The sequence below is a fragment of the Amycolatopsis sp. NPDC045836 genome, assembly GCF_056431745.1.
Window position 1 is genome coordinate 45,329 of record NZ_JBWKKF010000016.1, and the last position, 23,930, is coordinate 69,258.

Annotated in this window: 27 protein-coding genes; 8 read left to right on the forward strand and 19 right to left on the reverse strand. The window is 69.9% G+C overall.

Annotated elements, in window-relative coordinates:
- Complete coding sequence (locus AC07EG_RS28140; protein WP_478256211.1) at window positions 1-618, reverse strand: response regulator transcription factor; 618 nt, start codon at window positions 616-618, stop codon at window positions 1-3.
- Between the two features lie 23 nt (window positions 619-641).
- Here AC07EG_RS28140 and AC07EG_RS28145 point away from each other — a divergent pair, with 23 nt between their 5' ends.
- Window positions 642-1,724, forward strand: coding sequence for a sensor histidine kinase (locus AC07EG_RS28145; RefSeq protein WP_478256212.1), 1,083 nt, complete (start codon window positions 642-644; stop codon window positions 1,722-1,724).
- Here the strand turns inward: AC07EG_RS28145 and AC07EG_RS28150 are convergent.
- Together AC07EG_RS28150 and AC07EG_RS28155 are read right to left on the reverse strand one after the other, a co-directional pair.
- Window positions 1,687-2,433, reverse strand: a complete 747-nt coding sequence (locus tag AC07EG_RS28150) for a polysaccharide deacetylase family protein (protein ID WP_478256213.1) — start codon at window positions 2,431-2,433, stop codon at window positions 1,687-1,689. The genes AC07EG_RS28145 and AC07EG_RS28150 overlap by 38 nt on opposite strands.
- A gap of 47 nt (window positions 2,434-2,480) precedes the next feature.
- Complete coding sequence (locus AC07EG_RS28155) at window positions 2,481-3,044, reverse strand: helix-turn-helix domain-containing protein (RefSeq protein WP_478256214.1); 564 nt, start codon at window positions 3,042-3,044, stop codon at window positions 2,481-2,483.
- A gap of 20 nt (window positions 3,045-3,064) precedes the next feature.
- On the opposite strand from AC07EG_RS28155, the gene AC07EG_RS28160 reads away from it, so the two are divergent.
- Complete coding sequence (locus AC07EG_RS28160) at window positions 3,065-3,592, forward strand: N-acetyltransferase family protein (RefSeq protein WP_478256215.1); 528 nt, start codon at window positions 3,065-3,067, stop codon at window positions 3,590-3,592.
- Between the two features lie 47 nt (window positions 3,593-3,639).
- Entirely contained in the window at window positions 3,640-4,065 is a 426-nt protein-coding gene (locus AC07EG_RS28165) for an SRPBCC family protein (protein WP_478256216.1), read from the forward strand.
- Here AC07EG_RS28165 and AC07EG_RS28170 read toward each other — a convergent pair.
- A complete protein-coding gene (locus tag AC07EG_RS28170) occupies window positions 4,062-5,714 on the reverse strand; it encodes a RecQ family ATP-dependent DNA helicase (protein WP_478256379.1) in 1,653 nt (550 codons plus the stop codon). The two genes, AC07EG_RS28165 and AC07EG_RS28170, sit on opposite strands and share 4 nt — an antisense overlap.
- 104 nt (window positions 5,715-5,818) lie before the next feature.
- Between AC07EG_RS28170 and AC07EG_RS28175 the strand changes: the two genes are divergently transcribed.
- On the forward strand, window positions 5,819-6,874 hold the full coding sequence (locus tag AC07EG_RS28175) for a carboxylate-amine ligase (protein WP_478256217.1): 1,056 nt from the start codon (window positions 5,819-5,821) through the stop codon (window positions 6,872-6,874).
- A gap of 2 nt (window positions 6,875-6,876) precedes the next feature.
- Window positions 6,877-7,851 (forward strand): iron-containing redox enzyme family protein, encoded by a 975-nt coding sequence (locus AC07EG_RS28180; protein WP_478256218.1) that lies wholly within the window; start codon window positions 6,877-6,879, stop codon window positions 7,849-7,851.
- Here the strand turns inward: AC07EG_RS28180 and AC07EG_RS28185 are convergent.
- The 6 genes from AC07EG_RS28185 to AC07EG_RS28210 all read right to left on the reverse strand — a co-directional run bounded on the left by AC07EG_RS28185 (window position 7,844) and on the right by AC07EG_RS28210 (window position 13,580).
- Window positions 7,844-8,566: a HemK2/MTQ2 family protein methyltransferase gene (locus tag AC07EG_RS28185; RefSeq protein ID WP_478256219.1), complete on the reverse strand. Its 723-nt coding sequence runs from the start codon at window positions 8,564-8,566 to the stop codon at window positions 7,844-7,846. The genes AC07EG_RS28180 and AC07EG_RS28185 overlap by 8 nt on opposite strands.
- 115 nt (window positions 8,567-8,681) lie before the next feature.
- On the reverse strand, window positions 8,682-9,647 hold the full coding sequence (locus AC07EG_RS28190) for a zinc-binding dehydrogenase (RefSeq protein ID WP_478256220.1): 966 nt from the start codon (window positions 9,645-9,647) through the stop codon (window positions 8,682-8,684).
- Window positions 9,648-9,742: 95 nt separating this feature from the next.
- On the reverse strand, window positions 9,743-11,188 hold the full coding sequence (argG, locus tag AC07EG_RS28195) for an argininosuccinate synthase (RefSeq protein ID WP_478256221.1): 1,446 nt from the start codon (window positions 11,186-11,188) through the stop codon (window positions 9,743-9,745).
- Between the two features lie 81 nt (window positions 11,189-11,269).
- Window positions 11,270-12,409: a DUF222 domain-containing protein gene (locus AC07EG_RS28200; protein WP_478256222.1), complete on the reverse strand. Its 1,140-nt coding sequence runs from the start codon at window positions 12,407-12,409 to the stop codon at window positions 11,270-11,272.
- 140 nt (window positions 12,410-12,549) lie between these two features.
- Entirely contained in the window at window positions 12,550-12,990 is a 441-nt protein-coding gene (locus AC07EG_RS28205) for a hypothetical protein (protein ID WP_478256223.1), read from the reverse strand.
- The gene (locus tag AC07EG_RS28210; RefSeq protein ID WP_478256224.1) at window positions 12,987-13,580 is read right to left on the reverse strand and encodes a TetR/AcrR family transcriptional regulator; all 594 of its coding nucleotides are present in this window, start codon (window positions 13,578-13,580) and stop codon (window positions 12,987-12,989) included. The genes AC07EG_RS28205 and AC07EG_RS28210 overlap by 4 nt, the downstream gene beginning before the upstream one ends.
- A gap of 84 nt (window positions 13,581-13,664) precedes the next feature.
- Here AC07EG_RS28210 and AC07EG_RS28215 point away from each other — a divergent pair, with 84 nt between their 5' ends.
- Window positions 13,665-14,546, forward strand: coding sequence for an aminoglycoside phosphotransferase family protein (locus AC07EG_RS28215; RefSeq protein WP_478256225.1), 882 nt, complete (start codon window positions 13,665-13,667; stop codon window positions 14,544-14,546).
- On the opposite strand, the gene AC07EG_RS28220 is transcribed toward AC07EG_RS28215, so the two are convergent.
- The 6 genes from AC07EG_RS28220 to AC07EG_RS28245 all read right to left on the reverse strand — a co-directional run bounded on the left by AC07EG_RS28220 (window position 14,543) and on the right by AC07EG_RS28245 (window position 19,800).
- Window positions 14,543-16,084, reverse strand: coding sequence for a glycosyltransferase family 39 protein (locus AC07EG_RS28220; RefSeq protein WP_478256226.1), 1,542 nt, complete (start codon window positions 16,082-16,084; stop codon window positions 14,543-14,545). The two genes, AC07EG_RS28215 and AC07EG_RS28220, sit on opposite strands and share 4 nt — an antisense overlap.
- A 111-nt stretch (window positions 16,085-16,195) precedes the next feature.
- A complete protein-coding gene (locus AC07EG_RS28225) occupies window positions 16,196-16,327 on the reverse strand; it encodes a hypothetical protein (protein ID WP_478256227.1) in 132 nt (43 codons plus the stop codon).
- Between the two features lie 143 nt (window positions 16,328-16,470).
- A complete protein-coding gene (locus AC07EG_RS28230; protein ID WP_478256228.1) occupies window positions 16,471-16,953 on the reverse strand; it encodes a hypothetical protein in 483 nt (160 codons plus the stop codon).
- Window positions 16,941-17,756 (reverse strand): TRAP transporter large permease subunit, encoded by an 816-nt coding sequence (locus AC07EG_RS28235; protein WP_478256229.1) that lies wholly within the window; start codon window positions 17,754-17,756, stop codon window positions 16,941-16,943. Before AC07EG_RS28235 ends, AC07EG_RS28230 begins: the two co-directional genes overlap by 13 nt.
- A gap of 38 nt (window positions 17,757-17,794) precedes the next feature.
- Window positions 17,795-18,616: an HpcH/HpaI aldolase/citrate lyase family protein gene (locus AC07EG_RS28240; RefSeq protein WP_478256230.1), complete on the reverse strand. Its 822-nt coding sequence runs from the start codon at window positions 18,614-18,616 to the stop codon at window positions 17,795-17,797.
- Window positions 18,613-19,800, reverse strand: coding sequence for a CaiB/BaiF CoA transferase family protein (locus AC07EG_RS28245; protein WP_478256231.1), 1,188 nt, complete (start codon window positions 19,798-19,800; stop codon window positions 18,613-18,615). The genes AC07EG_RS28240 and AC07EG_RS28245 overlap by 4 nt, the downstream gene beginning before the upstream one ends.
- Window positions 19,801-19,921: 121 nt before the next feature.
- Here AC07EG_RS28245 and AC07EG_RS28250 point away from each other — a divergent pair, with 121 nt between their 5' ends.
- Window positions 19,922-20,593: a GntR family transcriptional regulator gene (locus AC07EG_RS28250; RefSeq protein ID WP_478256232.1), complete on the forward strand. Its 672-nt coding sequence runs from the start codon at window positions 19,922-19,924 to the stop codon at window positions 20,591-20,593.
- Here the strand turns inward: AC07EG_RS28250 and AC07EG_RS28255 are convergent, their stop codons facing one another.
- Both AC07EG_RS28255 and AC07EG_RS28260 read right to left on the reverse strand, forming a co-directional pair.
- A complete protein-coding gene (locus AC07EG_RS28255) occupies window positions 20,594-21,193 on the reverse strand; it encodes an FMN reductase (protein ID WP_478256233.1) in 600 nt (199 codons plus the stop codon).
- Window positions 21,194-21,213: 20 nt separating this feature from the next.
- Window positions 21,214-22,314 (reverse strand): LLM class flavin-dependent oxidoreductase, encoded by a 1,101-nt coding sequence (locus AC07EG_RS28260; protein ID WP_478256234.1) that lies wholly within the window; start codon window positions 22,312-22,314, stop codon window positions 21,214-21,216.
- Window positions 22,315-22,745: 431 nt separating this feature from the next.
- Between AC07EG_RS28260 and AC07EG_RS28265 the strand changes: the two genes are divergently transcribed.
- Complete coding sequence (locus AC07EG_RS28265; protein ID WP_478256235.1) at window positions 22,746-23,234, forward strand: MarR family winged helix-turn-helix transcriptional regulator; 489 nt, start codon at window positions 22,746-22,748, stop codon at window positions 23,232-23,234.
- Here the strand turns inward: AC07EG_RS28265 and AC07EG_RS28270 are convergent.
- Window positions 23,223-23,909, reverse strand: coding sequence for a hypothetical protein (locus tag AC07EG_RS28270; RefSeq protein WP_478256236.1), 687 nt, complete (start codon window positions 23,907-23,909; stop codon window positions 23,223-23,225). The two genes, AC07EG_RS28265 and AC07EG_RS28270, sit on opposite strands and share 12 nt — an antisense overlap.
- Window positions 23,910-23,930 lie beyond the last annotated feature (21 nt).

Sequence of the window (23,930 nt, forward strand, 5' to 3'; positions counted from 1 at the left end):
TCAAGGGTGGCCGAGGAGGCGGCCGGCGCGGAGCGCGGCCTGGGTGCGGCTGGTCACGCCGAGCTTGGCCAGCACGTTGCCCACGTGCACCTTCACCGTGCGCTCGGCCAGCCCGAGCCGTTCGGCGATGTCGCGATTGGACAGCCCGGAACCGAGCAGTGACAACACATCCCGCTCACGCGGGGTCAGCCCGGGATCGCCGGTGCCGCACAGCGCCGCCGCCGCGGACGGGCTGATCACGGTCATGCCGTCGTGCGCCCCGCGGACCGCCGCGGCCAGTTCGGTCCCGGTGGCGTCCTTCAGCACGAACCCCGCCGCACCGTTCGCCAGCGCCTGCCGGATCTCGTGCCGCCGCCCGATGGTGGTCAGCATCAGCACCGGCGGGGGTGCGACCGGCCGGGCACGCAGGCGGCGCAACGCTTCCAGACCGTCCATTCCGGGCAGGTAGAGGTCGAGCAGCACCACGTCGACCGATTCCTCGGTGGTCTCCAGCAGGTCCAGCAGTTCCGCGCCACCGGCGCACTGCGCGGTCACCGTGATCCCCGGCTGCGCGGCCAGCACCATCGCCAGCCCTTCGCGGACCAGCGCCTGGTCGTCGACCACCACCACACGCACCATCGCTCACACATTACTGTCGGGACGTGGTCGGACGCCGTCGGCCGAGGTGGCCGGACCTCGGCATGATCCTGCTGGTCGCCCTGCTGTTCCTGGCCAGCGGCCTGGGTACCGGGAGCTGGCAGGCGCTGCTCGCGGCTGCCGCGCAGCTGCTGCCGCTGGCCGCCCGGCGACGGGCCCCCGGCGTCGTGCTCGCGGTCGTCGGTGCCGCGACCGTGGTGCAGCTGCTGCTGGGCCCGGCGCGCAACATCGGCTACGTGCCCGTCCTGCTCGGCCTCTACACCGTGGCCGCCATGCCCCGCCGTCCCGCGCGCTGGGGCGTCGCGGCGGTGGTCGCCGCGGTCGTGGCGCTGCTGATGGGTGAGGTCAAAGGTGTGGTGGACGGCACACTGCTGGCCTTGGTGGCGTTCGGGGTGGCGTGGACGATGGGCCTGGAACGACGACGGCACGTCGCCGACCGCACCCGCCTCGTCGAGCAACGCGCCCGCCACCACGTGGAACGCGCGGCCGCCGACCGCCGGGAACGCACGGCCCGGCGCCTGCACGACACGCTCGCCCACACCACGACGGTGATGCTCGTGCAGGCCGAGGCGTTGCGCGCGGCCAACGACCTCAGCGAACCCGACCGCGAGCGCCTGGACGCCATCCTCACCGCAGGCCGCGAAGCGCTCACCGAAGTCCGCCAGACCCTCCGCGACCTCGCCGACGACGACCAGCCCGGCGCTGCCTCCGCCGACCTGCCCGAACTGCTCGCACGCCTGCGTGCCGCCGGGCTGGTATTGCCGGACGAACCGATCCGCGTACCCGGCGAAGCGGGCGCCCTGGCCGACCGGGTGATCGCCGAGGCAGCCACGAACGCGCTGCGGCACGCCGGCCCCGGCACCCGCGTCCGGATCAGCACCGAGGTCCGCGACCGCGAACTGCACCTCGAAATCACCAGCGACCTGCCCGCCCACACCACGACGGGCACGGGCAGCGGCTTCGGGCTGGCGAGCGTGGCCGGTGAACTGGCCGAGCACGGCGGACGCCTGGAGTACGGCCCGCGCGGGCGGCACTGGGTCGTCCGCGCGGTCATCCCGGCGGACGCCCCAGCAGTTCCGAGACCGTGACGAACCGGTAGCCCGCCGCCCGCAGCCGCTCGACCAGCGGGGCCACGGCCTGCCTGCTCGTCGCCCGGCTCCCGTACATCGCGTGCAGCAGGATGATCGAACCCGGCCGGGTGTGCTCGGCGGCGTGGTCGACGATGCCGGTCGCGCTGGCGGCCACCTCGGCGTAGGAGTCCGGTTCGACGTCCCACATGATCGTGCGGCGCTGGTGCTCGGCGAGGTAACGCGGCAGCGCCAGCAGCTTCTTCCCGTTGGGCGGCCGGAAGGTGATCTCCCCGCGGTACCCGGTCCGCCGGATCAGCTCGTCGGTCCGCTCCACCTCCCTTGCCACCGTCTCCGGGGTGACGAACACCATCCGTTCATGGGAGTAGCTGTGGTTGCCGATCTCGTGCCCGGCCTCGGCGATCCGCGCCCCCAGTTCCGGGTATCGCTCCAGCTCACGGCCGGTCAGGAAGAAGGTGGCCGGAACACCGGCGGTGGCCAGGGCGCCGAGCAGTTCCCCGGTGCCCGCCGGATCGGGTCCGTCGTCGAAGGTCAGCGCCACGACCTTGTCCGGGGTTTCGACCCGGTGGGTGAGGCCACCGAAGAACTGGAAGGTGCGGGCGTTGACCAGGAGGTCGATGCCGTAGGCCGACGCCGCCAGCACGAGGGCGGCGACCAGGCCGATCACCACCCCCTTGCGGGCACGCGGCGAAGTGGGGAGAACACGCATGCGTGCAGGGTGTCCGCCGGTGCGACGTGGCGGAAGCGGCGTAGGTACTAGTACCTCGGCCTGCGGGGCCGCATGATCAACGCCGCGACGTGGTAGGCGCACGGATCCGGGCCGGGATTGGCGTAACCGTGCGGGGCGTCGGCGGCGAAGTACACCGAATCACCGGCGTCGAGCCGGTGCACCGCCTCCCCGACGGTGAGCCGCAGCACGCCCGACTCCACCACGACGTACTCGTGCGAACCGGGCGCGTAAGCCGGGAACGTCCCCGCGTCGCACCCGGCGGGCAGCTCGGTCTGGACCCATTCGAAGTTCACCCCGGGCACCACCGGGCTCAGGATCGTGCGCCGCCAGCCACCGGCCTCCTCGACGACGTCCTGCTCGGCGGCCCGCCGCACCACCACCCGCCGCGGAGTGGTGACCAGGTCGGCCAGCGGCACGCCGAGGCCGTCGGCGATTCGGGCGAGCACCACGATCGTGGCGGCCTTCTGCCCGCGCTCGACGGCGGACAGCATGCCCGCGCTCACCGACGCGGCTCCGGCGAGGTCCTGCAACGTCCAGCCGCGGTCGAGGCGCAACGCCTGCACGCGGAAACCCAGTTCGGTCAAATCCACCAATGCACTATAGTGCATTGATGTTCACCATGGAGAATGTACGGCCGGTGACCGAGGCCGATCTCGACGCGGTGGCCGCGATCTGCGCCCACTACGTCGAGCACACGACCACCACGTTCGAGACCGTGCCGCCGAACGCCGCCCAATGGCAGGAGAAGGCCGCCGACCTGCGCGAACGCGGGCTGCCGTTCCTGGTGGCCGAGGTCGGCACCACGATCGCCGGTTACGCCCACGCCAGCCCGTGGCGCGCCAAGCCCGCCTACCGGCACACCGTGGAAAACACCCTGTACCTGGCTCCCGAATGGACCGGGAAGGGCCTCGGCGGCCTGCTCCTCGACTCACTGATCGCGGCCAGCGCCCAAGCCGGGGCCAGGCAGATGATCGCCGTGGTCGCCGGCACCGGCGACCCGGCATCCGCCGCCCTCCACCGCTCCCGCGGCTTCACCGAAGCCGGCCTGCTGCGAGCGGTCGGCTACAAGCACGACCGGTGGCTCGACACCCAGCTCTTCCAGCTCGACCTCGGCGGACAGAGCTTCACACCGGCGTGAAGGTCAAGCCCGGTTTCAGGCACGCCGCGAACGGGGAATCGCGGGACATGACCGAATACGAACGGGAACGCACCATCCCCGCCCCGGCCGAGCAGGTGTTCGACCTCGCCGCCGACCTCCAGCACCTGGACAGCTGGCTCCCCGGCGCGGTGGCGGTCCACCCCGGCGAACCACCGGGGCTGGACGTCGAGGTCCACGCACCGGACCGCGACCTGCAAGCCCCCGGCGTGCTCAACGCCAGCCGCTCCCAGCTGCGACTGGAATGGGGACGCGAAGGCAGCCCGGACTACAGCGGCTGGCTGCAGGTCTTCTCCGCCGACGGCGGTACCTGCTCGGTGCTGCTGCACCTGTCGTTCCACGGCGACCACCCGGCGAACCACGGCGGCGACGCCGCCGACCGGGTGCAACGCGAACTCACCGAGGCACTGGACCGGCTCGCCGGCCTGGCGAAGGACAAACTGCCCACCGGCTAACCGGACTCCGCGCTGAGCAGGCCGTTCTCCAGAACGGCCTGCCGCGACAACGTCTTGTACCCGACCTCGTCGAACAACACGGTCAGCCGCTGCTCATCCGCGGCCAGCACGGCACCGCCACCCCATTCCGCGTGGCGAACCCGGTCGCCGACCGGGAACTCGCCGGCGGTGTCCACCGGCTGCGCCGACGCGGTCCCGGCCTCGCACGTGTCACACCGGCCGCACGGTTCGGGCAGCTGTTCACCGAAGTAGGCCAGCAGGTGACGACGGCGGCAGTCCGTGGTGTCGGCGTAGTCGCTGAGCAACCGGACCCGGGAGTGGATCAGCCGCTGGTGCCGCTCGGCCACCGCCACCGCCTGATCACGAGCACGCTCGACCGGCAACTCCGGATCGGCGTAGTCGAGATCGCCGGTCTCCGTGGTGGTCACCGCCCCGGCCTGTTCGAGCAGGTTCACCGCACGGGTACGCCGTGCGGCCGGAGCGTCGACCTCATCGCCCAGCTCGGCAGGCGACATGGGCTCCTCCTGCGACCGCAGCTCGCCCGCAACCGCTTCGACGGTCTCCTCCGGCGCCCCCGCGGTGGTCAGGAACCGCTGCACGCTCAGGTCCTCCGGCCGGTAGAACAACACGACCCTGGCGGGCTCGCCGTCCCGGCCCGCCCGCCCGATCTGCTGGTAGTAGGAGTCCAGCGAATCCGGCGCGGACGCGTGCACCACGAACCGGACGTCCGGCTTGTCGATCCCCATGCCGAACGCCGAAGTCGCCACGACGACGTCCAGCTCGCCGTCGCGGTACGCCTGGTGGACACGCGTCCGGTCGTCCCCGCTCATACCCGCGTGGTACGCCGCGACGCGCATCCCGGATCCCTCCAGCTCACCGGCGTAGAACTCGGTGTCGCGGCGGGTCGCCGTGTAGACCAGCCCACCCCGGGTGGCCGGATCCTCGTGCAACGAACGCACCTCGGCCAGCACGGCCGCCCGTTTGCCGTGGTCGTCGGTGCAGCGCCGCACCGCCAGGTGCAGGTTCGGCCGGTCGAAACTCGCCACCACCTCACGCAGCTCACGCAACCCCAGCTGACGCGCGATGTCCTCACGCACCGGCGGCGCCGCCGTCGCGGTCAACGCCACCACCCGGGGATGACCGAGCCGCTCGATCACCGAGCCCAGCCGCAGGTAGTCCGGCCGGAAATCGTGCCCCCAAGCCGACACGCAATGCGCTTCGTCGATGACCAGCAAACCGAGACCCAGCTCGGCCAGCTCCGCCACCACCTCGTCCTTCGCCAGCTGCTCCGGCGCCAGGAACAGATAGGCCGCCTCACCCGACCGCACCGCCTCCCAGGCCGCCCGCCGCTCCCGGGCGTTCAACGTGGAATTGACCGCGACCGCACCGGGCACCTCGTTGTCACCGAGACCCTTGATCTGGTCGTGCTGCAGGGCGAGCAACGGGGACACCACCAGCGCCGGGCCGTCGAGCAGCAGGGTGGGCACCTGGTAGATGGCCGACTTACCGGCCCCGGTGGGCAGCACGGCCAGCACATCGTGCCCGGCCATCACCGCTTCCATGGCTTCGAGTTGCTCGTCGTGCAACTGCGGCCAGCCGAACCGCTGCTCGGCGATCCGGCGCAACTCCGCGCTGTGCTCGTCGGTCACCGCGGTCAGGTACCACCAGAACCCGGCGGCAAACAGCGATCCCCGGTGGTCCAGCGCACTAGCCACAGCCGGTTCGATCGGCACGGCCGGGGTACCCGATGACCATGACCACCATGGGGGTCGAGGAGGAATTCCTGCTCGCCGACGCCGAACGCGGCAACTGCGCGCCGGTGGCCGACGCCGTCGTCCGCGCCGCCGCGAACGACGCGGTCCGGCGGGAACTGCGGGACACCCAGATCGAAGTGGCAACCGGAGTCTGCCGGACCGCCGGTGAACTCGAAGACCAGCTGAACGCCAACCGTGAACTGGTGGCGAAAGCCGCGGCCACGATCGGAACCGTACCGCTGGCCACCGGCACCCCCGCCTGGCCCGCACCCCCGCCGAACCCCTCGGAAGGCCGCGCGCGGCTGATCGACGAACGCTTCCGGGGCGTGGTCGACGACTACGAAGCCTGCGGTTGCCACGTCCACGTCGGCGTACCCGACCGCGAGCAGGCGGTGGCGGTGCTCAACCACGTCGGCCCGTGGCTGCCCAGCCTGCTGGCGCTTTCGGTGAACTCCCCGTTCCAGGCCGATCGCGACACCGGGTACAGCAGCTGGCGCATGGTGCAGCAGTCGCGCTTCCCCGGCTCAGGTGTGCCGCCGCGGTTCGCCGACCTCGGGGCCTACGAGGGTGAGGTCTCGCGCTTGGTGGACTGCGGCGTGCTGATCGACGCCGACATGAGCTTCTGGCTGGTCCGGCCCTCGGGCAAGTTCCCGACCATCGAATTCCGCACCGCGGACACCGCCGGCACGGTCGGCGAAGCGCTGCTGCAGGCACTGCTCGCCCGCGCCCTGGTCGAAACCGCCCTGGCCGAGCTGTCCGCCGGCCGGGAAGCAGCCGAGTTCTCGCCCCAGGTCGCGGCCGCCGCGGTGTGGGCGGCCGCGCGGTACGGCCTGACCGGCCAGGGCGTGGACATCCGGCTGGGACAGCCGAAACCCGCAGCGCTGCTGGTCGCCGAACTGCTGGTGCACGTCGGACCCGCACTGGAGGCCCACGGCGACCTGGCGCGGGTGCACCAGCTCGTCGAATGGGTGCACCAGCACGGTACCGGCGCCGAACGGCAACGGAAAGCCGGCCCCGCCGGGGCCTGGCGAATGCTCGACGTGACGAGGAGGTAGCGGTGGCTGTTCTGCCCACCGAGCGTGGCCCGCTGTCGGCCAAGGTGATCAACGCGCTCAAGGAAGGCCGGCGCGACGAGGACCTGGGCCGCGCGACGGGCGGCGACCCGTTCTCCGAGGACGTGCAACTGGCCCTGCACGTCTGCTACGAGCTGCACTACCAGGGCTGGGACGACGTGGACGCGGAGTGGGAATGGGACCCCGGCCTCCTGCGCTTCCGGGCCGGCCTGGAGCGCACCTTCCTCGACGGCCTGCGCTCGTCGGTGTCCGGTGGCGCCGACGTGACCGGTGAACTCGACGAACTCCTGGTCGAACCGGTCGACGGCTCCGGCGTCTCACACGTGCTGCAGGCTTCGGGGGAGTGGTGGCAGCTCAAGGAGTTCTTCGTGCACCGCTCGATCTACCACCTGAAGGAAGCCGACCCGCACGCCTGGGTCATCCCGCGGCTGCGCGGACAGGCGAAGGCGGCGCTGGTGGCCGTCGAATTCGACGAGTTCGGTGGCGGACGGGGCGACCGCCTGCACGCACAGCTCTTCGCGGACCTGCTCACCGCGGCCGGTCTCGACGCCGGTTACCTGGCCTACCAGGAGAACGCGCCCGCCGAAATGCTGGCCGTGGTCAACGCCATGTCGTTGTTCGGCCTGCACCGCAGCCTGCGAGGGGCGCTGGTCGGCCACTTTGCCGCCGCGGAGATCACCACCGGCCCGAGCGCACGCCGCATGGACGCCGCGCTGGCGCGATTGGACGGACCGGCCGCCTGCCGCCACTTCTACACCGAACACATCGAGGCCGACGCCGTGCACGAGCAGGTACTGCGCCACGACGTCATCGGCGACCTGCTGAAGCACGAACCCGAACTCGCGGCCGACGTGGTGTTCGGCATCCAGGCCACGGAGTTCCTGGAGGGGCGGTTCGGCGAACACCTGCTGTCCTCGTGGGCCGCCGACCGCACCTCGCTGCGGGCGCCGATCAGCTGACGGGAGTCCGATCGGCGCGGACCACAACCAGCTCCTCGAACTGCTGACCGGGCTCAATGAGCCCGGTCTCTTCGAGGTAGTCACGGCGCCCGCGCATCACCGGCCCGAACGGCTCCACACACCGCGCGGCGATGGACGCCTTCAACTCGCGCGCCCGCAGCAACTCCAGCGTCACCGCGGGATCACACACGTCGGAATGGACCATCAGCAGCGTGCCGTCCACATTGAGCAGATCGGGCGCACGCTCGCACAACGCGTCCACGTAACGGCGCCCATCCGGCCCGGCGTCCCAGGCACACGCCACCCCACGGCCGTGGTGACGCCGCGGATCAGCGGGCACATACGGCGGATTCGCGAGCACCACGTCGAAGCCGCCGAGAGCTTCGCACCTCGCGAGGTCACCGCGCACAGCCCGCAGCGGCAACCGGTTCAACCGGCCGTTGAGCCAGGCACTGGCCACCGCCCGGCGGCACCGGTCGACCGCCACCACCTCGGCCGCCCCGGCCCGCGCGGCAGCCATGGCGACGGCTCCCGAGCCGGTGCACAGGTCCAATACCCGCACGCCGGGGCGGAACCCGGCTTCGTGCAGGGCCCGGGTCAGCAGGCGGGTATCCGTTTGCGGGCGGTACACGCCCGGAAGTCGCACAAGTCGTCGCACTCCCGGGACATACCACCCGGAAACCGAATCAAACTCAGCCGCGTTCAGCGCGGCCAACGGCACAACCGAGCGTGACGAGTGGCCAGACCACCCACTCAACCCTGAATCTCCACTTCGGAGCCCGCGCAGGTCGAGAATAACGGCCGTTTTCCCACTCGACCCGCTGTCGAGGTCACGGCACGAGCACGACCTTGCCGGACGTGGCGCGACTCTCCAGCGCGGCGTGCGCGGCGGCGGCTTCAGCGAGCGGGAAGGTCTGCACAGCGGGCACCAGCACCCCCTCGGCCGCCGCGGCCAGCGCACGGGCCTCGAACCTCGGCCCCTCGCCGAGCCGGTCGAGCAGCACCACAAGCGCGTTGGTGACGGTAATCCCCCGCGCGGCAGCGAGCTCCGGATCCGGCGTGTAGCTCTCCTGGGAGGCGTTGCCAATGGTGACGAACCGCCCACCGTCAGCGACCAGGTCGAAAGCCGCCCTGGCCTTCTCACCGCCGACACCGTCGAGCACCGCCGTGACCACCCGGCCCCCGACCGTCGCCTCCCAATCCGGTTCGTTGTAATCCACGGCCAAGTGCACGCCCAGCGCGCGCACCATCTCGACCTTGCCCGGCCCACCAGCCGCGCCGATCACGGTGGCACCGAGGTCGCGTGCGTACTGGACGACCAACTGCCCGATCCCACCCGCAGCCGAGGTCACCAGCACGGTGTCGGCAGGCGTGAGCCGGGCGACGTCGAGCAACTCGAGCGCAGTGGTGCCGGTGACCACCATGGCGACCGCCGCTTCGAACCCCAGATCGCCAGGGATCCGATGCAGCGCTGTCACGTCAGCGACGGCCAGTTCCGCATAACCACCCGGGCTGCTCGCACCCACCACCACACGCGTCCCTAGCCACACCGGATCGACACCCGGGCCGACGGACTCCACCGTACCGGCTACTTCGCCGCCGAAGATCGACGGCAACTCGGGCGGCGGCGGTGCCAACTCCATCGAAATCCCGGACCGCATCACCGTCTCGATGAAGTGGACTCCGGCCGCCCGGACCGCGATTCGAACCTGGCCGGGCCCCGGTTCGGGGTCGGCGACCTCCTCGTAGCGCAGGTTCTCCGCCGGGCCGTATTCGTGCAACACCGTCGCGTACATGACCGCGAGTCAACAACCTCAACCAAGATTCAGGTCAAGTGCACGTCCCTCGCCACTGGATCGCCAGCGGCGAGGGACGGCCGGTGCAGCAGCAGTCAGTCGGTGCCGGATTCCATCGCGGCACGATCCAGTATTTCGTCGCTCGACGCGCGGCCACGAGACGCGATGGCCTCGGCGCCGCCCTCCGGCATCGCACCGATCAAGCCGGTGGACGCCGCCTGGGCCGCACCGATCAACGCGGGATGCCCGGTGCCGACCATGCCGAGCCCGGCGTACTGCTCCAGCTTGGCGCGGGAGTCGGCGATGTCGAGGTTGCGCATGGTCAGCTGACCGATCCGGTCGCCAGGACCGAACGCGGAGTCCTCGGTGCGTTCCATCGACAGCTTGTCCGGGTGGTAGCTGAACGCCGGTCCGGAGGTGTCCAGGATCGAGTAGTCGTCGCCGCGCCGCAGCCGCAGGGTCACCTCGCCGATCACCGCCGTGCCGACCCACCGCTGCAGCGACTCCCGCACCATCAGCGCCTGCGGGTCGAGCCAACGGCCCTCGTACATCAACCTGCCGAGGCGCCGACCCTCGTTGTGGTACTGCGCCAGGGTGTCCTCGTTGTGGATGGCGTTGACCAGCCGCTCGTAGGCGGCGTGCAGCAGGGCCATGCCCGGGGCCTCGTAGATGCCGCGGCTCTTGGCCTCGATCACCCGGTTCTCGATCTGGTCCGACATGCCCATGCCGTGGCGGCCGCCGATCGCGTTCGCCTCCATCACCAGGTCGACGGCACTGGAGAACTCCTTGCCGTTGATCGTCACCGGACGGCCCTGGTCGAAGCCGATCGTCACGTCCTCGGTCGGAATCTCCACCGCGGGGTCCCAGAACCGCACGCCCATGATCGGGTCCACGGTCTCGATGCCGGTGTCGAGTTGTTCCAGCGTCTTCGCCTCGTGGGTGGCGCCCCAGATGTTGGCGTCGGTCGAGTACGCCTTCTCGGTGCTGTCACGGTAAGGCAGGTTGTGAGCCTGCAGCCACTCCGACATCTCCTTGCGGCCACCGAGTTCGGTGACGAAGGCGGCGTCGAGCCAGGGCTTGTAGATGCGCAGTTGCGGGTTGGCCAGCAAGCCGTAGCGGTAGAACCGCTCGATGTCGTTGCCCTTGAAGGTGGAGCCGTCACCCCAGATCTGCACGTCGTCTTCGAGCATCGCACGGACCAGCAGGGTGCCGGTGACCGCGCGGCCGAGCGGGGTGGTGTTGAAGTAGGTGCGGCCCGCCGACCGGATGTGGAACGCGCCGCAGCTCAGCGCCGCCAGGCCCTCCTCGACCAGTGCCGCACGGCAGTCGACCAGGCGCGCGATCTCGGCGCCGTAGGCGGTCGCCCGCCCGGGCACCGAGGCGATGTCGGGCTCGTCGTACTGGCCGATGTCGGCGGTGTAGGTGCACGGCAGTGCACCCTTGTCGCGCATCCAGGCGACCGCGACCGAGGTGTCGAGGCCACCCGAGAAGGCGATGCCGACCCGTTCGCCGGTGGGCAGGGAGGTGAGAACCTTGGACATGGCAAGAGTATGCATCCAGGAGCATAATCATGCAAATCCGGGGTAGGAAGCGGTGTTGACCAGTGCTGATCGGGTTGGTGCTCACTGGCCCAGCGGCTTCGGCTTGCTGGTGTAGTGCTGGTTGGCGGGCGTGGTGATGGAGAGGGTGCCGTCAGGCTTCACGGAGTGCTGCCAACCGGGCACGTCGCGGAGCTTGTGGTCGGCGCGGCAGAGTCCGACCAGGGTTTTGGCGTCGGTCGGGCAACCCTCGGCCCAGCCGCGGCCCCTGTCGTCGCAGTGGTCGATGTCGCCGAAGTGGGCGGGCCGAGTGCAGCCTGGGTGGCGGCACTCTCGGTCGCGCACCCGCACCAGTTCGGCCAGTCCCGCCTTGGGCCGATAGCGCCGGCGGCCGAGTTCGAGGATCTGTCCCGATGCGGGATCGGTGATGATGCGCTGGAACACGGTCTTGCGCCCGGAGGCGATGTGTCGTGCCAGCCGGGCGGGAATCGGGCCGTGCCCGGCGAGTTCGGCGGGATTGTTGCGCAGGCCGGCGTAGGTGAGGGCGTCGAGGTAGAGGTAGACGTGAGCTTTCACTTCGCCGCCGAACTGCTTGCCCAGCAACATGTCCAGGGCCACATCGGCCCGTAGTTGGTCCAGTGTGCGGGTTTCTTCCGAAGTTTTCAGCTGGCGGGCTTGCTGGTCCACGTGGACGTAAGCCGCGGTCGCCTTCTCGGCGGGCGCATTTCGCAGAGACAATCCGGCCACGCCGGACGCGCCGTGGCTCAACCGGAAACGGCGCTGCTCCTGCTGCTTTTTCGCTCGCTCCTCGTAGCCTTCCGGATCGGCTCGGGCCACTGCCGAATACGTTGATCTCCTCGCTTGGGTTGGATTCTTGTCGGCCAGCCGACCGGCCATGACCTCGTCGACCATCGCGGCCTTGTCGGCCGTGAGCCAGGTGGCTGCGTTGTTGACCGCGACGGCCGAAGCCATCGGTACCCGGCCCTGCTCAACCAGGCTCAGCACCTTGGGGAAGTGTCTGACGAGCCCTTCGGTCTGGCCGATCATGTTGTGCGCCTTGAACTTTGTCATGTTCAGCGCCATGGCCAGTTCTTCGGCCACGCCGCGCTTGATCGTCGACGCCTCGGCGAACGCGACGACTTGCCGCGCGAGCCGGGCTTCGAGCCGGGCGATCTCGGCGGCGGTGGACTTCAGGGCGGTGAGGTTTTGCTCCATGGTTTCCATGCCGCCGAAGCTATCAAACACGTGTTCGATGATCGACGAGATTAGCTCGGACGAGTGACATTCTGGGTTGCAAGCGTGGGACTTGTGTGCGTGAATACCGAGTTCGGCAGGATTGGTGTGGTAGGAACAGAACGTAGCGCTCAGGCGGGGACGGGTCGCCGCCGCGAAAACCAGCCGGCGTAGGTGAGGGCCAGGCCGATCAACGCCAGTGCGCCGAAGAAGACGCGGGCCAGTAGCAGGCCTGTCGGCGAGAGCATGGTGGCCTCGACACCTGACTGTGCTGCACCGGGCGCCGCGATCAGCAGTACGCCTCGCAGCGCGACGAACCAGCCGAACAGCGACAGGGTGACCGCCAGTGGGCCCCGCCAGCTGCGGTGCCCGCCGATGATCACCAGTCCGCCGCCCAGCATCAGGGCGCCGAGCATCAGCGTCAGGGCCGGGTCGGTGAACAGATCGGTGGTGAGCCCTTGCAGTGAAGGCAGTCGGATCGCATAGATGGTGGTGAACACGGCGATGTACGGGCCGATGACGCGGGCGAACGCGCGAGTGCGCCGCTGCGCGTCGGAATCGACGGTGCTCATGACTTCTCCCCACTCCGGCCTTCCGGCCGATAGCCCGCCTGGTGGCAGACGGCGCGCAGGAATCTTTCGGTTTCGGCCGGCGTGCTGGTGTCGGGTCTGGTGGCGAGGTGCTGCCAGGTGGCGCCGGTCAGCAGGTCCAGCAGTACGTCCGGGTCGGTGTCCGGGGGTAGTTGCCCGCGTTCGCGGGCCTCTTCCAGTACGGCCCGCCGGGCGTCATCGCGGTGTTGGCCGAGCTGGTGCCGGTAGGTGGCGGCTAGTTCGGGATAGTCCTCGATCGTGCCGTAGAGCCGTCGCAGCAGGCGGCGTTGCGACGGGTCGGCGAGCAGTTGCGCCCATGTTGTCAGCAGGTGTTCGAGGTCGCGGATCTCGGGTTTCTGCGGTGGATCGCCGTAGGCCGATTCGATGGTGGCGAGGAGCAGTTGCACCTTGTCCGGGAAGCGCCGGTACACGGTTGCCCGGGTGACACCTGCGCGCTTGGCCACTTGTTCGATGCTGAACGCTTCGGCGCCGCGTTCGAGGAACAGTTCCAGGCCGGCTGCCAGGATCGCGGCGTCGGCTTCCTTGCTCCGCGGGCGGCCGACGGTGCTCATATCGATTACGATACAATACAGACTTGTATTGTAAAGTGACAAAATGCGTTGCTGACGTTAGAGGTGCACCGAGAACATCGGAGCGTGCTGACTCATCTCGACGGCCGTGCCGGTATCGACGCTGCTCTGGTGCGACGATTGATCACTGCGCAGTTCCCGCGCTGGCGTGACCTCCCGGTGACGCCGGTCGAGGTCGACGGCTGGGACAACCGGACCTATCGCCTCGGGGACTCCATGACGGTGCGGTTGCCGACTGCCGCGAGCTACGTCCCCGCCGTGGCCAAGGAGAACGAGTGGCTGCCGCGGCTGGCGGCTGCGCTGCCGGTGGCTGTGCCGAAGATCCTCGGCGAGGGAGTACCGGGGGAAGGCTATCCGTATCCGTGGTCCGTGCGGGGCTGGATACCTGGGGAGACCGCGAATCAGGAACGCATCGATGATTTGCCCGCTTTCGCGGTGGCGGTGGCCGAGTTCATTCGCGCCCTGCAGCGTTGTGACACCACCGGCGGTCCGGGCGCTGGCGCGCACAGCTTCTACCGAGGTGCTTCGCCCGCCTGGTACGACGAGGAGACGCGTCGGTGTTTGTACTTGCTGAACGGGCAGATCGACACCGTGCGAGCCGCTGAGGTTTGGGAAGCCGCGCTCGAAGCGGAGTGGACCGGCACGCCGGTGTGGTTCCACGGGGACATCGCGCACGGAAATCTGCTGGTGGCGGGCGGGAAGCTCACCGCGGTCATCGACTTCGGCACGTCCGGGGTCGGCGACCCGGCCTGCGACCTCGTGCTGGCGTGGACGATGCTCACCGGCCGGAGTCGAGACGCGTTCCGGGAAGCGGTCGAACAGGACGAAGGTACCTGGGCCCGTGCCCGCGGCTGGGGACTGTGGAAGGCGATGCTCACCCTGTCCAAGAGCACTGACCTGCGACAGTCAGCCGAGCAGCAGCGCGTGATCGGAGAGCTGCTCGCTTAGGACTGCATCGGGCTCATGTACTGCCAGCTCTGCTCCCACGAGCGCACCGGACCGCGGCAGATGTACACCGGCATGCCCTGGGTGCCGTTGTTGATCCGCTGCCCGTTGTCCACCAGCGTCACCGGCTTGACCTCGTTGAACAGGGACTTGGCGTCTTCGGGCGAGAAACCGATGACGATCGCGGTGGTGGCTGTTTCGGGCGGGCTGCCGAAGTACCAGTACCCGCGGTGCGGGCTGTGCACCGGCGGCAGGCCGCGTTCCGGGCCGTACTCGTCGAGCGCGCTCGCCTGCCAGTAGTGCCCGGCCAGTACGGTCGTGGTCGCGCGCTCGGATTCGGGCAGCGCCAGGTACGCGCGTTCCACGGCGTCGACCATGTGCGGCCAGCCGAACTCCTCCAGGTGCATGTTGGCCGGGCTGAACGGCTGGTTCTCGAAGTGGGACAGCGGCCAGACCGGCGGTCCGCTCGGCAGGCCCCACAGCATCAGCCCGCCGCACACCGCGTAGATCGGGCCGGCGATCCAGCGGACGTGGGCACGCCGTGGCCGGCGCTGCTCGATCACCACCGCCGCGGCCGCCCAGCACACCACGAACAGGCCGGCCATGTAGAACGGGCGTCCGTCGCTGTACCAGAACGCGAAGATGATTCCCGCTGCTGCGAGGCCGTAGAAGCGGAACGGGCGCAGCGTCGGCGCGAAGAGCAGGGCGAGCACGCCGACGCACAGCAGTGCCGCACCCAGCGGACCGGCGACGTACGCGTACGCGACCGGGAAGAAGGTTTCCTTGCCACCACCGGCTGCTTCGATCTCCTTGGCCACGACCTCGGTCATCGCGGCCTGCGGCCAGTCGTGGGCCCGCTGCCACAGCAGGAACGGCACGGCGAGCGCGGCGGCGACCAGGCCGCCGAACCACAGCTGCTTCTTCACCAGCATCACGCGCGGGCCGAGCAGCAGCACGGCGATCGCGATGCCCACCCAGAGCACCGCCAGCATGGCTTTGGCCTGCAGGCCGACGGCGGTGGCCAGCCCGGCGTAGAGCAGCAGCCGGTCGTCGCGCTTGCGGACCCAGCGCACCACCAGCCAGCTGGTCAGCGTCCAGAAGAACGAGTCGAACGACTGGGTGGACAGCGTGTGCCCGGCGCCGTACATGAAGAACGGCGACACCGCGTAGGCCCCGGCGGTGAGCAGCTGCGCCAGCTTGCCGCCGCCGAGTTCCCTGGCGATCAGCGCGGACAGGAACACCCCGAGGACGACCAGCGCGATGATCGGCAGCCGGGTGCCGACCACCGAGTCGCCGAACAGCAGGTCCATCGCCCGCGCCACCAGCGGCACCAGCGGCGGCTGATCGGCCAGCCCGCTGCCCAGGTGCCGCCCGGCGGCCCGGAAGTACAGTTCGTCGCCGAAGAAGCCGTAGCGCCCGCTGGTGAGCAGCAGCAGTGCCGCGACCGCGCCCGCGACGGCCGAAACCGGGCGCCAAGCGAGTGGGGGTGCGGTGACCGGCGTCGGTTCGGGTGTGCGTTCGGCTACGGCACTGCTCTGCAAAAGATTCTCCGAAACTGCGTCGATGTCGACAACCTAGGCTGCCACAACACCGGAATCGGCACGTTTCCAGGCCCCGTGAGCGCGCCGGGAAGGTGTGCGGCGCCACACGGTTCAGTCCCCGCCGGCCGACCAGTCGTGCAGGTACGACAGGGCGAAGCCGAGCAGGCCGGTCACCGCGGCCGACGCGGTCATCGGCACGGCGAGCAGGCCGGCCACGCCTTCGACCAGTGAGTCGTCGCCCATCACCCAGGTCGGCCGCCTGACCCAGCACGAGCGCCACGCCGAGCACCAGGAGAACCCCCAAGCCGAGCTTGAAGACCGGCATCATGATGGCCTTGAGCAGCACGCGGGGACGGGATTCGGTCATCGGGAACTCCTGAGCGGGATCAACCGGCGAACATGGGCAGCAGGCCGACGGCCACCAGCACACCGATGGCCAGGACCGGCAGCACGAACCAGAGGCTCAGCCGGACGAACATGCGGGCCGGGTCGACCCCGGCGACACCGCTGGCGATGTAGATCGGCGCCGCACCGGACGGGGAGGCGCCCTCGGTGGAAGCGAAGATCAGGATGGCGACGGCCGCGGCGACCGGTGACACTCCGGCGGCCACCAGCGCGCTGAAGCTGACGCCGCCGACCGCGGCGATGACCACGGCCGGGGCGTCGATGCGTTCCATCAGCCCGGACAACTCGGCGACCAGGCCGAGTTCACCCAGGCAGGCGGCCGCGGCGAAGGCGAAGAACAGGGTGGCGCCGATGACGGCGTACTTCGGGGCCATCGCGCCGAGCAACTCGTTCCAGCCGCGGCCGGTGCGGGGCAGCCTGCGCCAGGCGACCAGCATCGTGCCGATGATCATCAGCACCGGCATCCAGGCCACGATGCTGATCTCGCCGGCCGCGTCTTCGCCGATCCAGCCCCCCAGCAGCCGTTGCCCGGTGTCGATGGTGAAAACACCGGGATCGCGATGCCGGTGTAGACCAGCAGCGACGTCCAGCCCTGCCGCCAGGCGACCCGGAACGGCAGGATGTCTTCGGGTTCGACGCGGCCGATCCGGTGCCGCCGTATCCAGATGAACACCACGACGAACCGGTAGAGCACGGTCCACAGGCCGCCGGCGAACGCACTGGCCAATAGCTGGTCGGCGGTCAGCACCGGGACGACCGCGGCCGGGCCGAGCAGCAGGAACATCGACGAACTGGGCGGGATGGAGTGCCGAGGGCCCGCGTCGCCCGCGACCAGGCTCGCCGCCAGGTCCGGCCACCACTTCGAGCGGATCATCCACGCAATGGTCACCGAGCAGACCGAGGCCGCGATGCCGGAGCCGGACCCGGCCGGGCCGCCCAGCAAGGCGGAAGCGGCTGTCGAGACGTAATTCGAACCGCCGCGCATCCGCCCGAAGACGGCGTTGAGCAGGGTGACTTGGCGGTTGATCAGTCCGAGTTCGGTGAGCAGGTAGCCCATGAAGACGAACGCGAGTGCGGCGAACACGACTTCTCCGGCGGCGGCGTCGGCTATGCCGGACGCGGCGAGCGAAAACGCGTCGGTTCCGCCGAACAGGCAGACCACCACGAAGCCCAGCACCATGGCTTCGCCGATGTTGCGTTTGAGGACGGCGTCCCAGACCAAGATGACGGCGAGGTAGGTGATCAGCGCCCAGACGGCGACGCCCATGAGGTACTCGTTTGTAGCGAGGGCATGTGAAGGGTTGTTCAGGCGGCCAGGCGCGCGGCCAGGTCGAGCACGCGGCGGGCGCGGTCGACGATGGGCTGGTCGACGAAGGTGCCGTCGGGCAGGGCGATGGCCCCGCGCGCGCCGGCGGCATCGGCGGCCCGGACCACTTCGCGGGCCCGGGTCACCTCCTGGTCGGTCGGCGCGAAGGCGCGGTGCACCACCGGGATCTGCCGGGGGTGGATGACCGAGCGGCCGAACATGCCGAGTTCCCGGCCGCGCCGGGTGCTGTGCAGCAGCCCGTCGTCGTCCCGGACGTTGGCGTGCACCGACATGGCCGGTGCGGGCAAGCCCGCGGCCGCGGCGGCGAGCACCGCCCGCAGGCGCAGGTGGTCCAAGGCGTCCGGCGCGGTGAGCGCCAGTGCCGAGGCCAGGTCCTGCTCGCCGAGGCCCAGGCCGGCGACGCGGGGGTGGGCGGCGATCTCGTCCATCGCGGCGAGGCCCCGGGCCGATTCGATCAGCACCCACACCGGGAAGCCCTCGGGCAGGAGCTCGTCGAGCGCGTCCAGCTGGGTGGTCGATTCGACCTTGGGCAGGCGGATGCCGGACAGGCCGGGAAGGCCGGCGAGCGCGGCCAGGTCGGCGCGGCCGCGGTCGCCGTCGTTGATCCGGACGTGCAACGGCGGGGCATCGTGTGGATGGGCGAGGTGCCGGCTCACGGTGCTGCGCGCGGCGTCCTTGTCCGCGGGCGCGACGGCGTCTTCGAGGTCGATCAATACGACATCGGCCCCGCTCGCGGCGGCTTTGGCGAATCGTTCCGGGCGGTCACCGGGAACGTAGAGCCAGGTCAGCGGGGTGTTCACGCGATCACGCCCTGCTCGCGGAGGTCCGCGATGCGCACCGCGTCGTAACCGAGTTCGCCGAGGACTTCGTCGGTGTGCCTGCCCTTGGCCGGGCCCGGCCAGCGGATTTCGCCGGGCGTCTCGGAGAGCCGGAACTGCACGTTCTGCACGGTGACTTCGCCAAGGTCGTCGTCGGGCAGGTCGACGAAGGTGCCGAGGGCCTGGTACTGCGGGTCCTTCACGATGTCGGAGGCGTCGTAGACCAGCGCGATGGCTGCCTGCGCCTCTTCGAAGGCGGTGATCACCTCTTCGCTGTCGCGTTCGGCGATCCACGCCGCGACGGCGCTGTCCAGTTCTTCGACGTGCGCGACCCGGCCCTGGCCGGTGGCGAACCACGGTTCGTCGATCAGCTCCGGCCGGCCCACCAGGCGCATCACCCGCTCCGCGATGGACTGGGCGCTGGTGGAGATCGCCACCCAGCGGCCGTCCCTGGTGCGGTAGGTGTTGCGCGGGGCGTTGCTGTTCGACCGGTTGCCGGTGCGCTGCGGCAGCACCCCGAGTGCCTTGTAGGCGGTCACCTGCGGGCCGAGCAACCCCAGGATCGGCTCGATGATGGCCATGTCGATGACCTGGCCGCGGCCGGTCTGCCCGCGGGCCTCCAGCGCGACCATGATCGCGTAGGCCATGGCCAGCCCGGCGATGCCGTCGGCCAGCGCGAGCGGCGGTAGCACCGGTGGCCCGTCGGGTTCGCCGGTGGAGGACGCGAATCCGCTCATCGCTTCGGCGAGGGTGCCGAAACCGGGACGGCCGGCCATCGGGCCGGTCTGGCCGAAGCCGGTCATCCGCGCCACCACCAGCCGCGGATTGATCTGGTGCAGTTCGGCGGGACCGAGGCCCCAGCGTTCCAGGGTGCCCGGACGGAAGTTCTCGATCAGCACGTCGCTGCGGGCAGCCAGCTCACGCAGGATGCGCTGGCCGTCGGCGGAGGACAGGTCGACCGCGGCGGCGCGCTTGTTGCGGGCCAGGGACTTCCACCAGAGGCCGGCGCCCTCGGCGGCCGGTCCGTGCCCGCGGGCGGGGTCGCCCTTGCGGGGGTGCTCGATCTTGATCACGTCGGCGCCGAAGTCGCCGAGCATGGCTGCCGCGGACGGCCCGGCGAACAGGGTGGCGACATCAAGTACGCGCAGCGACGACAGGGGGCTCATGACTCATAAGTTATAAGATCTGGATCGAATGACGATGATCGTGTTGCGCAGGTCACAACCGCGGTTCCCGGTAGCGTGGTCGCCACCGCGGGTCATCGAGCAGAACAGAGGGGCGACGAGCATGGCTGCAGGTCCGACGGACCGGCCGGGACCGCCGCAGAGCAAAGCGGACTACGTCTACGCGTCCCTGCTCGACGACCTGCGCAATGCGCGCATCTCCGGTGGCACTCCGCTGCGGGCGACCGAGATCGCCCAGCGGCTGGGCGTGTCCATCACCCCGGTGCGGGAAGCGCTGCGGCGCCTCGAGAACGACCGGCTGATCCGGTACGAACAGAACCACGGCGCGACGGTGATCGACCTGTCCGCCGACGCCCTGGTCGAGTACTACAGCGTGCGGGCCGTGGTGGAGGGCCTCGGGGCCCGGCTGGCCGCCGAGCGGATCACCGGTGAGCAGCTCGACCGGCTGTGGGCCATCCACGACCGGATGGTGGCCGACGAGGAGGCGGGCCGGTACGAACTGCTCGGCGAGCAGAGCCGCGAGCTCCACCTGGCCATCGCGGACATCGGCGGCCCCGCCTTCCTCGGCGCGCACGCCAGGGCCGTGCGCAACAACTTCCCGGTGCCCGCGCACGCGTCGCTCTGGCTGGACCCCGACCAGGCGCGCAACCACCTCACCGTGCACGAGCAACTGCTCAAGGCGCTGAAGGCGGGCGACGGGATCACCGCCGAACGCATCATGGTCGACCACGTGCGGTTCAGTGGCCGGTACCGGCTCGACCGCGCCGGTTCCTGATCAGCCGCCGTTCCGGAGGAGCTGCTCGAAACTGGGTACCGAGCTGAACTCGCCGGCGGGTTTGCGGGGCTGCGCGGCGAGCACCTTCCCGGCCAGTTCGGCACCCGCCCGGTCGATCCGCTGCCGCAGGGCGCCGTCGTCCGCCCAGTCGTCGGTGGCGGCGAACACCGAGGTGGTGACCACGTCCGCGTGCAGGTAGGTGAACAGCGGCCGCAGGTTGTACTCCAGGGCCAGCGAGTGCCGCGGGGTGCCGCCGGTCGCGCCGAGCAGCACGGGCAGCCCGGTCAGCGACTCGTTGTCCAGGATGTCCACGAAGGACTTGAACAGCCCGGAGTACGAGGTGGTGAACACCGGGGTGACCGCGATCAGCCCCTGTGCGCCGGCGATCCGGTCGAGCACCTCCGGCAGGCCGCCCGCCGGGAAGCCGGTCAGCATCATGTTCACCACGTCGTGGGCGATGTCGCGCAGTTCGACGGTGTCCGCGGTCGCGGTGCCGCCTTCGGCTTCGATGGCCGCGACGGTGGCCGCGCTCAGCCGGTCGGCGAGCATCCGGGTGGACGACGGCTGCCGCAGCCCCGCGGAGAGGGTGACGATGTTCATCGGGTGGTCTCCTCGGCTGCTCAGTTGACGAGTTCGGTCTGCGATGCCCGCTTGGCGGCGACGCGGTCGGCGTGGCTGGGCGGGCCGGCGGGCACGTGCACGGGACGCTGCGCTTCCATCTCCTTGCGCAGCACCGGCACGACCTCTTCGGCGAGCAGGTCGATCTGCTCCAGCACGGTCTTCAGCGGCAGACCGGCGTGGTCGACCAGGAACAGCTGGCGCTGGTAGTCGCCGACGCCCTCGCGCATGCCCGCGTACCGCTCGATGACCTGCTGCGGGCTGCCCACGGTCAGCGGGGTGCTCGCGGTGAAGTCCTCCATCGACGGGCCGTGGCCGTAGACGGGCGCGTTGTCGAAGTACGGCCGGAATTCGTTCCAGGCGTCCTGCGAGTTCTTGCGGATGAACGCCTGGCCGCCGAGGCCGACGATCGCCTGGTCGGCCTGGCCGTGGCCGTAGTGCTCGAAGCGCTGCCGGTAGAAGTTCACCATCTGCGCGGTGTGCGACATCGGCCAGAAGATGTTGTTGTGGAAGAAGCCGTCGCCGTAGTAGGCGGCCTGCTCGGCGATCTCCGGGCTGCGGATCGAGCCGTGCCAGACGAACGGCGGCACGCCGTCCAGCGGGCGCGGCGTCGAGGTGAAGCCCTGCAGCGGCGTGCGGAACTTGCCCTCCCAGTCGACCACGTCCTCCTCCCACAGCCGTCGCAGCAGGGCGTAGTTCTCGATGGCCAGCGGAATGCCCTGGCGGATGTCCTGGCCGAACCACGGGTAGACCGGGCCGGTGTTGCCGCGGCCGAGCATCAGGTCCATCCGGCCGTCGGAGATCACCTGGAGCATGGCGTAGTCCTCGGCGATCTTCACCGGGTCGTTAGTGGTGATCAGCGTCGTCGACGTGGACAGCGTGATGTTCTTGGTGACCCCGGCCAGGTAGCCGAGCAGGGTGGTCGGCGAGGAGGCGACGAACGGCGGGTTGTGGTGTTCACCGGTGGCGAAGACGTCGAGCCCGGCCTGGTCGGCGTGCTGGGCGATCTTCAGCATGGACCGGACGCGCTCGGTGTCGCCGGGGGTCTGCCCGGTGGTGGGGTCCGTGGTCACATCGCTCACGGTGAAGATGCCGAACTGCATGGGGGCCTCCTGTGGTCCGCCGCGCCCGGGGTGGCGCTACCCGGGTAAACGTCTTGCGCGGAAGAATATTTCCCGCGAGACGATTGGCGCGCGCCGGGTGCCTTTTCGGCCAGGTGTGACACGTCTTCGCGCTTAACGCGGGTATTGATGCAGATGCCCTGCGGGTGGTGGCCGAGGTGCCGGTCGATGAACGCTCACTGGACGTCGATGTGCGTCGGCTGGTTCGGCGGCCCTGTTCGGATCGATGGTCACTGGGAGGGGTCAATGTGCGGAAGGCGCTTCGGTGGCGGGTAGGTTGACGCCGCCGCTGAAGTGGATCTTGGGCATCGAATCCCCATCGCGATTACCTTCATCATAAAATTACTTTACAATGAAGGTAGTTAGGTCGGCGATAAATTGTCAAACCTGGGGGCAAGGCAACGGGGGTGGGCATGGAGAAGGTCGGGTCCAGCGGGCTGACACCGGTGGACCGCGTGCTGGACGGGTTGCGCGGGTTCGGCGCGCACTACACCGAATTCACCCGGGGGTTCGCCGACCACCTCGGCCTGCATTCGAGGGACGCGGCGGCGCTGGTCGAAATCCTGTACGCCGAGGACAAAGGCACGCCGCTGTCACCGGCGCGGCTGAGCGAGCGGATTTCCCTGAGTTCGGGGGCCACGACGGCGTTGCTCAACCGGCTGGAACGGGCCGGGCACATCGTGCGCAGCCGCGAGCAGAGCGACCGGCGGATCGTGACCTTGCGCAGCAGCCCGGAGATCCAGGGGCCGGGCCGGGAGTACTTCGGTCCGCTGGCGAAACACCTGACGGCCCTGCTGGCCAGGTACCCGGCGGCCGAGGTGGCCCGGTTCGAGCAGTTCCTGGCCGATCTGCAGACCACCATGGACGAGGTGCTGGCGGAGCAGCGGAACTCAGGGCCGTAGGGCGTCCACGGCGGCGCTGGCCACTTTGAGCGAGTCGGCTTCGCAGGTGGCGGTGCTGACCGAAGCGTCGGCGTCGGCGTAGTACCGGGTGGAGATGTAGACGTTGCCGATGAGCACGTGGATGCCGCAGTCGTCGTTGGAGAACGACGTGCGGGCGGCCTTGTCGGCGCCGGGCACGTCGACGGACGGGCCGGGGCTGCCCTGCTCGGCCTGGCTCTCGTAGTACCGGTCGGCCCAGTCCGTGCCCGCGCCGGACTTGCCGGGCAGCGAGGTCGCCAGGTAGTACGACAGTTCGACGCGGATGGGGCTGTCACCGGAATCCCACAGGCACGAGTGACCGGCCGTGGTGGTGTCCGGGTCGGAGCTGCCGGGGGTGGTGGCTTCGTCGGTCATCTTCTCCGGCAGGCCGGTGACCCCGCGTTCGACCGCGGCGCAGTCGGGCGCCTCGGTGAACCGGTCGGGCGGGCCCGCCGCGCTGCTCGGTGCCGGGGCGGCGGTGCGTGCCGGGGCGTCGCTGTTCGCGTCGATCAGGAGCCACGCGCCGACGCCGAGCCCCGCCAGCAGCACCACGCCCACCACGCACAGGGTGACGATCAGGCCGGTGTTCGACTTCTTCGGCGGCGGATAACCGGGATAGCCCTGGTAGTGCTGTGGCGGCGGGTAGCCGGGCTGCATCTTCTCTGTCCCCTCGAACGC

What these genes read in the sequence shown, in the direction of transcription:
- AC07EG_RS28260 (WP_478256234.1), bottom strand. Translation starts at nt 22,314, where the DNA reads ATGCAGTTCGGCATCTTCACCGTGAGCGATGTGACCACGGACCCCACC.
- AC07EG_RS28160 (WP_478256215.1), top strand. Translation starts at nt 3,065, where the DNA reads ATGTTCACCATGGAGAATGTACGGCCGGTGACCGAGGCCGATCTCGAC.
- AC07EG_RS28230 (WP_478256228.1), bottom strand. Translation starts at nt 16,953, where the DNA reads ATGCCGGTGCTGATGATCATCGGCACGATGCTGGTCGCCTGGCGCAGG.
- AC07EG_RS28235 (WP_478256229.1), bottom strand. Translation starts at nt 17,756, where the DNA reads ATGGGCGTCGCCGTCTGGGCGCTGATCACCTACCTCGCCGTCATCTTG.
- AC07EG_RS28150 (WP_478256213.1), bottom strand. Translation starts at nt 2,433, where the DNA reads ATGCGTGTTCTCCCCACTTCGCCGCGTGCCCGCAAGGGGGTGGTGATC.
- AC07EG_RS28205 (WP_478256223.1), bottom strand. Translation starts at nt 12,990, where the DNA reads ATGAGCACCGTCGATTCCGACGCGCAGCGGCGCACTCGCGCGTTCGCC.
- argG (WP_478256221.1), bottom strand. Translation starts at nt 11,188, where the DNA reads ATGTCCAAGGTTCTCACCTCCCTGCCCACCGGCGAACGGGTCGGCATC.
- AC07EG_RS28200 (WP_478256222.1), bottom strand. Translation starts at nt 12,409, where the DNA reads ATGGAAACCATGGAGCAAAACCTCACCGCCCTGAAGTCCACCGCCGCC.
- AC07EG_RS28255 (WP_478256233.1), bottom strand. Translation starts at nt 21,193, where the DNA reads ATGAACATCGTCACCCTCTCCGCGGGGCTGCGGCAGCCGTCGTCCACC.
- AC07EG_RS28210 (WP_478256224.1), bottom strand. Translation starts at nt 13,580, where the DNA reads ATGAGCACCGTCGGCCGCCCGCGGAGCAAGGAAGCCGACGCCGCGATC.
- AC07EG_RS28140 (WP_478256211.1), bottom strand. Translation starts at nt 618, where the DNA reads ATGGTGCGTGTGGTGGTGGTCGACGACCAGGCGCTGGTCCGCGAAGGG.
- AC07EG_RS28245 (WP_478256231.1), bottom strand. Translation starts at nt 19,800, where the DNA reads ATGAGCCCCCTGTCGTCGCTGCGCGTACTTGATGTCGCCACCCTGTTC.
- AC07EG_RS28265 (WP_478256235.1), top strand. Translation starts at nt 22,746, where the DNA reads ATGGAGAAGGTCGGGTCCAGCGGGCTGACACCGGTGGACCGCGTGCTG.
- AC07EG_RS28270 (WP_478256236.1), bottom strand. Translation starts at nt 23,909, where the DNA reads ATGCAGCCCGGCTACCCGCCGCCACAGCACTACCAGGGCTATCCCGGT.
- AC07EG_RS28165 (WP_478256216.1), top strand. Translation starts at nt 3,640, where the DNA reads ATGACCGAATACGAACGGGAACGCACCATCCCCGCCCCGGCCGAGCAG.
- AC07EG_RS28225 (WP_478256227.1), bottom strand. Translation starts at nt 16,327, where the DNA reads ATGGGCGACGACTCACTGGTCGAAGGCGTGGCCGGCCTGCTCGCCGTG.
- AC07EG_RS28250 (WP_478256232.1), top strand. Translation starts at nt 19,922, where the DNA reads ATGGCTGCAGGTCCGACGGACCGGCCGGGACCGCCGCAGAGCAAAGCG.
- AC07EG_RS28175 (WP_478256217.1), top strand. Translation starts at nt 5,819, where the DNA reads ATGACCACCATGGGGGTCGAGGAGGAATTCCTGCTCGCCGACGCCGAA.
- AC07EG_RS28190 (WP_478256220.1), bottom strand. Translation starts at nt 9,647, where the DNA reads ATGTACGCGACGGTGTTGCACGAATACGGCCCGGCGGAGAACCTGCGC.